General features: G+C 73.2%; 7 protein-coding genes. 3 read left to right on the top strand and 4 right to left on the bottom strand.

What is annotated here, in order from left to right; all coding sequences use genetic code 11:
• Together ACFV0Q_RS38715 and ACFV0Q_RS38710 are read left to right on the top strand one after the other, a co-directional pair.
• The coding region (locus ACFV0Q_RS38715; RefSeq protein WP_385012417.1) for a LuxR C-terminal-related transcriptional regulator at positions 1-331 on the top strand (331 nt) is incomplete at its 5' end.
• A gap of 142 nt (positions 332-473) precedes the next feature.
• The gene (locus ACFV0Q_RS38710) at positions 474-707 is read left to right on the top strand and encodes a hypothetical protein (RefSeq protein ID WP_385012415.1); all 234 of its coding nucleotides are present in this window, start codon (positions 474-476) and stop codon (positions 705-707) included.
• Here ACFV0Q_RS38710 and ACFV0Q_RS38705 read toward each other — a convergent pair.
• Positions 679-882: a hypothetical protein gene (locus ACFV0Q_RS38705; RefSeq protein WP_385012413.1), complete on the bottom strand. Its 204-nt coding sequence runs from the start codon at positions 880-882 to the stop codon at positions 679-681. The genes ACFV0Q_RS38710 and ACFV0Q_RS38705 overlap by 29 nt on opposite strands.
• 81 nt (positions 883-963) lie before the next feature.
• Positions 964-2,052, bottom strand: coding sequence for an alpha/beta hydrolase (locus ACFV0Q_RS38700; RefSeq protein WP_385012412.1), 1,089 nt, complete (start codon positions 2,050-2,052; stop codon positions 964-966).
• Positions 2,053-2,201: 149 nt separating this feature from the next.
• Here ACFV0Q_RS38700 and ACFV0Q_RS38695 point away from each other — a divergent pair, with 149 nt between their 5' ends.
• Positions 2,202-2,543 carry a hypothetical protein gene (locus ACFV0Q_RS38695; RefSeq protein WP_385012410.1) on the top strand — a complete coding sequence of 114 codons (342 nt, stop codon included), beginning with the start codon at positions 2,202-2,204 and terminating at the stop codon, positions 2,541-2,543.
• Positions 2,544-2,589: 46 nt separating this feature from the next.
• Here ACFV0Q_RS38695 and ACFV0Q_RS38690 read toward each other — a convergent pair whose 3' ends face one another.
• Positions 2,590-3,327: a hypothetical protein gene (locus ACFV0Q_RS38690; protein ID WP_385012408.1), complete on the bottom strand. Its 738-nt coding sequence runs from the start codon at positions 3,325-3,327 to the stop codon at positions 2,590-2,592.
• 96 nt (positions 3,328-3,423) lie between these two features.
• On the bottom strand, positions 3,424-4,468 hold a 1,045-nt coding region (locus tag ACFV0Q_RS38685), incomplete at its 5' end, for an MFS transporter (RefSeq protein WP_385012406.1).

Genomic DNA, 4,468 nt, shown 5'->3' with positions numbered 1-4,468 from the left:
CGTCCACACCGTCCACACCGGTGAGGCCGCCGTCGCGCCGCGCCTGCTGACCCGGCTGATCTCCACCTACGTACGGGCCTCCCCGCGCGAGCCCCGGCCCGCGACGGCCGTGCCGTCCGCCGGGCTCACCCCGCGCGAACTGGAGATCTGGCGGCTGCTGGCCGGCGGCCTGGACAACGCCGAGATAGCCGCGGAACTGGACATCAGCATCTCCACGGTCAAGAACCACATCACCGGCATCTTCAACAAGCTGGGCGTCCGCGACCGGGCGCAGGCGGTCATCGCCGCGTACGAATCGGGGCTGGTCGAGGCCGACCGGAGGGGTGCTTGATCACCAAGTGCCCGCCGGCGACCGCATTGGGCCTGGTGGACCTCCCTCTGACCAGCCAGAACACTGGATGATTCGCCCGTGCGGAGGCGGGCCCGGGCATGGCACAGTGCCTGGAGTGCAACTGCCGGACCAGGGAGCCGCCATGCGTGATCCGCACCCCATGCCGCCGTCGCTCGCGGCCCTGCCCGAGTGCCGTGGCGCCCGGCCGAGCCCGCTGCCCCGCTGTCCGGTGTGCGCGGTCGCGCCCGAGCGGATCTCCTGGCGCCAGCGCCCGGGCGAACCGGTGGTCCTGGTCTTCGACCCCTGCGGACACCGCTACGACTCCCCGGCCCCGCCCGTCCTGGCCGTCACCCCGCCGGTTCCGTTCTCCGGCTGAGGAGCACGGCGCGGCGCCGCTCCAGTACCTCGACGCACTCCCGGATGCCGGGCGCGGGCTCGGGGCAGGCGTCCCGGACGGCCTTGACCGCCATGATGCGGCGGTCGCGCACGAGCAGGCCGTCCACGTGCGCGCGTACGTCCTCGGGCAGTTCGTCCCAGACCAGGTTCTCCATGGCCGCATTCAAGCGCGGGCGGAGCCCCCGCGGCCAAGGGGTTTCCGCGTTCCCCGTTTCCCCGTTCCCCGTTTCCCCGCGTCAGGCGCCGGGGACCGGGCCGCGCATGTGGGCGCTGACCCACTGGATGAGCGCGCCGTCGTGCATGCCGGGGACGTAGGTGCGCGCGTTGTGGCCGCCGCCCTCGTCGATGTGGAACCGCGTCTTCACCGGTCCGGTCCCGTACCGCGCGATGAACTTCTCGATCTGCGGGCGGCAGCGGATGTCGCTTCCCTTGGTGCCGACCTGGAACGCGAGGTAGACCTCGGGCCCGTGCCGGTCGATGAGCCGCTGCGCGAGCCAGGGCGGGCTGTTCTCCAGTTTCTCCCGCGGGTGCCCCTGCCACAGACGGGAGTCGGGCAGGATGTCCGGCCCCCCGGCGATGACGGCCTTGAACCGGTCCGGCTTCTGGAGCACCGCCTTGAGTCCGGCGAAGCCGCCGGTCGAGCTGCCCATGAAGGCCCACCCGTCACGGGACTTGATGGTCCGGAAGGCGGACCGCACCAGATCGGGCACGTCCTCCGTCAGCCAGGTCCCCATCCTGGGCTGCCCCGGGATGTCGCTGCCGTCCCAGTACAGGCCTTCCTTCCCGTCCGTCCGCGGGTTGAGGACCGGCATGGCCAGGATGAACGGCAGACTGCTGCCGTCCTTCGACCAGCGGGAGATGCTCGCCTCCAGCTTGAGGTTGCGGTCCATCCAGTAGTTGACGGGGAAACCCGGCCCGCCCGGCAGCGCGATCATCACCGGGAACCCGCTGTGCGCGAACCGCTCCTCCTTGTACTGCGGCGGCAGCCACAGCCACACCTTGCCCGTGAAACCGGACTTCTTCCCGGCGAGCGTGGTCACCATCACCTTGCTGCCGTCCTCCGGGATCGTCGCGGCGATCCTCAGCTCCGGAGCCGGGCCGGTGGGCAGTTCGGTCTGCGCGTCCACCGGCGCGCCCTTCGCCCGGCCCGCGCCCACGTCGATCCGTACGGTGTCACCCGTGTCACCGGCGTCGGAGGAAGCGCCGGAGTACGTGAGCACGCTGCCCGCCACCACCCCCGCGACGGCCAGCGCCACCGCGCCCCCGATCCACCGGCTCCGGCGCGGACGCGCGCGGTGGTGTCCTGCACCGACCCTGTCGTTCACGGCAGCAGTATGTCCGGTTCCGCCTGAAGAGGACCTGTGGCAGGCCGGTGACCACGACCTCGTATCCTGCAACGGAGCTCGGCCCCGAGCAGTTTCGAAGGGCCGTGCCGCGCCCCGGGCGCGCGCACGGCGGGAGAGGGAGACCCCTGATGGACGTGCAGCACTTCGAGCGGATCACCGCGTTCATCGAGGCGCGGCTGACCCCGCTGTTCGACGCGGAGACCGGAAGTGAGCGCGGTTTCGCGATGGACGACACCTCCCGGGCGCTGCGCGCGCTGCGCAACAGCGTGCTGGAGGCCTCCGCGGTGAAGGGGCTCATCGCGAAGCGGGAGACGGCCGACCAGCGGATGCGCAACGTCATCGACCAGTCGGTGGAGCACCACTGGGACGTGCTGCGCGGCATCGCCCGTCAGTGGGAGGACCACACGGACTTCCGCCGGGAGTTCAAGCGCCACGCGTGGGAGCTCGACGCGGCCCCGACCTCCGCGTGAGCCGGGGCGGACGGGCCCGGCGTGTCGCCCGGCCCGTCCGCTTCCGCTACGGGCTGGGCGCGCCGCCGATCAGGTAGTCGACCCGCCGCCGCAGCCCGCTCCAGCGCCGGTCGTGGTGGTAGGCCCGCTTCAGGGTCCGGGCCCGGGCCTTCGGCCGCCGCCGGTAGAAGCGGCGCGCCCACGGCGAGACCGGCCGGGCCAGCCGCACCGCCGCGACCAGCGCGATCAGCGGGACGATCACCCCGAGCACGGCCATCCGCGGCTTCCCCTTGAACAGGGCGACGACGGCCAGCAGCAGGTTGAACAGCACCGTCCCCACCAAGGTCAGCCGGCTCTGCTCCTCGTCCGGCGTCAGTCCGTCCACGCCGAGCGGCAGGAAACCGCACAGCAGCAGGGACGCGAGCGCCGAGGTCATGATCACGACCTCGATGCTGATGGTCCCCTCCTTGCTCCAGTAGACGTCGCTCAGGTGCAGGATCAGCGCGAACTCGTCCAGCACCAGGCCGGTTCCCATGCCGAACAGCACGGCCGCGAGGCAGGCGCCCCACCCCGTCCGCCCGCCCGCGATGGCCGTGAACCCGCCCACGGTCATCAGGATCACCCCGGGCACGGCGTGGTGTACGTGCAGACCGCCCGGGGTGACGTTGCGGAACGGGCCCTTCCCGGCGCGGATCATGCGGGTGATGACCCGGGTGACGGCGAAGGTCACGACGAACGCGGACAGGGCCAGCAGCAGGGGCAGTTTCCCCGGCTCCAGGATGTTGCGGTACCACCATGCGCCCATGGCGTCACCCTCCCGGCCCCGAAGCCCGGGCGCACCGCGGACACCGCCGTTCGGGCGCGGTACGGCCCCTGGGGTCCGGCGCGGCCGTACGGTCCGTCAGGCCGCGGCGCCCTCCGGCCGCGGGGCCGGATCCGCCTCCCGGGCGGCCCGCCGGCGCAGCGCGTCCTCGTCGGTGTCCGCGTCGTAGGAGATCAGCTTCGGCAGCAGCGCGGCCAGCAGCGCCACCGAGGCCACACAGGCGAGGCCGCCGCTCCAGAACGCCGGCCGGGTGCCGGTCCACCCGGCCATCGTGCCCGCCCGGACCTGCCCGAGCTGCGGGCCGACGCTGTACGAGAGCACCTCGATGCCCGCGAGCCGCCCGCGCAGCCCCTCCGGGATCGTCTGGTTCCAGATCGTGGCCCGGCCCAGCCCGCTCAGCATGTCGCCCGCCCCCGCCGCCGCCAGGCACAGCAGCACGACCCAGATCCCCGTGGACCAGCCGGCCGCCGCGATGGCCAGGCCCCACACGGCCGCCCCGGACACCACCAGCAGCCCGTGCCGCCGTACCCGCGACACCCAGCCGCTGGTCAGCCCCAGCACGAGCGAGCCGACCGCGCCCGCCGCGTACATCAGGCCCAGCGCCCACACCGCGTCCAGCTCGTCGGCGAGGAACGGCAGGATGGCGTTCGGGAACGCGAAGAACATCGCCGCCAGATCGACGGCGTACGTGCCCAGCAGCACCGGCCGGCTCCACGCGTACCGGGCGCCCTCGGCGATCGCCCGCAGCGAGGGGCGTTCCCCGCCCCCGGCCGGGGGAGCCGGGCTGAGCCGCGTACACAGGACCACCGAGACGAGGAAGCCCGCGACGGTGACGCAGTACGCGGGCGCGTACCCGGCGTACGCGACGACCACGCCCGCCAGCGACGGTCCGGCGATCGCCCCGACCTGGTAGCGCAGTGCGTTGAGCGCGGCGGCGGCGCTCAGCTGGTCGTGCGGCACGATCCGGGCCATCAGCGAGTCCAGCGCGGGCCGCTGGAGCCCGGTCAGCGCCGACACCCCGGCGGCCACCACGTACAGCGGCCACAGCAGCGGGTGCGGCAGCAGCGCGTTCACCAGCAGCACCAGGGCGAGCACCCCGAGCCCGGCCTCGGTGAGCAGGATC

The organism is Streptomyces sp. NPDC059564 (assembly GCF_042735575.1).
Classification (GTDB): domain Bacteria; phylum Actinomycetota; class Actinomycetes; order Streptomycetales; family Streptomycetaceae; genus Streptomyces.
The sequence above is the reverse complement of the archived record's forward strand: the minus strand, read 5'-3'. Positions and strand labels throughout refer to the sequence as shown.

Coding starts and splice junctions, on each gene's coding strand:
- ACFV0Q_RS38710 (WP_385012415.1), top strand. CDS start 474: ATGCGTGATCCGCACCCCATGCCGCCGTCGCTCGCGGCCCTGCCCGAG.
- ACFV0Q_RS38705 (WP_385012413.1), bottom strand. CDS start 882: ATGGAGAACCTGGTCTGGGACGAACTGCCCGAGGACGTACGCGCGCAC.
- ACFV0Q_RS38695 (WP_385012410.1), top strand. CDS start 2,202: ATGGACGTGCAGCACTTCGAGCGGATCACCGCGTTCATCGAGGCGCGG.
- ACFV0Q_RS38690 (WP_385012408.1), bottom strand. CDS start 3,327: ATGGGCGCATGGTGGTACCGCAACATCCTGGAGCCGGGGAAACTGCCC.